This window comes from Herbaspirillum sp. B65 (assembly GCF_000333555.1).
GTDB lineage: Bacteria > Pseudomonadota > Gammaproteobacteria > Burkholderiales > Burkholderiaceae_D > Herbaspirillum > Herbaspirillum rubrisubalbicans.
Genome location: NZ_BADI01000712.1, coordinates 1 through 588 on the forward strand (window position 1 = coordinate 1; position 588 = coordinate 588).

At 61.1% G+C, this 588-nt stretch carries 2 pseudogenes; one reads left to right on the plus strand and one right to left on the minus strand.

Annotated features, from left to right (window positions below):
- Positions 1–62: 62 nt before the first annotated feature.
- A pseudogene (locus I5W_RS33465) lies at positions 63–242 on the plus strand (2-oxo acid dehydrogenase subunit E2); the annotation flags it as partial.
- A 47-nt stretch (positions 243–289) separates the two neighbouring features.
- Here I5W_RS33465 and I5W_RS30035 read toward each other — a convergent pair.
- Positions 290–588 (minus strand): annotated as a pseudogene (locus tag I5W_RS30035) (GTP-binding protein); the annotation flags it as partial.

A 588-nucleotide genomic window follows, 5' to 3' on the forward strand; every position in this document is an offset into this window, starting at 1 on the left:
GTGTCTCGGCCCTGAAGAAATTCCCGGCCTTCAATGCGTCCCTGGACGAGAAGGGCGAGAACCTGATCCTCAAGAAGTACTACAACATCGGCTTCGCCGCCGATACCCCGAATGGCCTGGTGGTGCCGGTCATCAAGAACGCCGACCAGAAGAGCATCGGCCAGATCGCTACCGAAATGGGCGAACTGTCCGCACAAGCCCGCGACGGCAAGTTGAAGCCGGCCGACATGCAAGGCGCGACCTTCACCATTTCCTCGCTGGGTGGCATTGGCGGTACCGCCTTCACGCCCATCATCAATGCAGTCGGGTTGAGCTTCTGGAGCATTGCCTTGAGGGCCGCGAAGGTGCTCGCATCGATCAGGTCGACGCGGCTGACCAGGATCACGTTGGCGTACTCGACCTGTTCGATGAGCAGGTCGGAAAGCCGGCGAGTGCTGCTGCCATCGGCCTGCGTGACGGCGACGTGCTCAGACAATTGCTGTTCGAATGTTTCGCCGTTGACCACCGTGACCAGCGTGTCCAAGCGTGCCAGCTCGCTCAGGCTGAAGCCGTCGCGGTCGAGAAAGGCAAAGGTCTCCGCCACCGGAA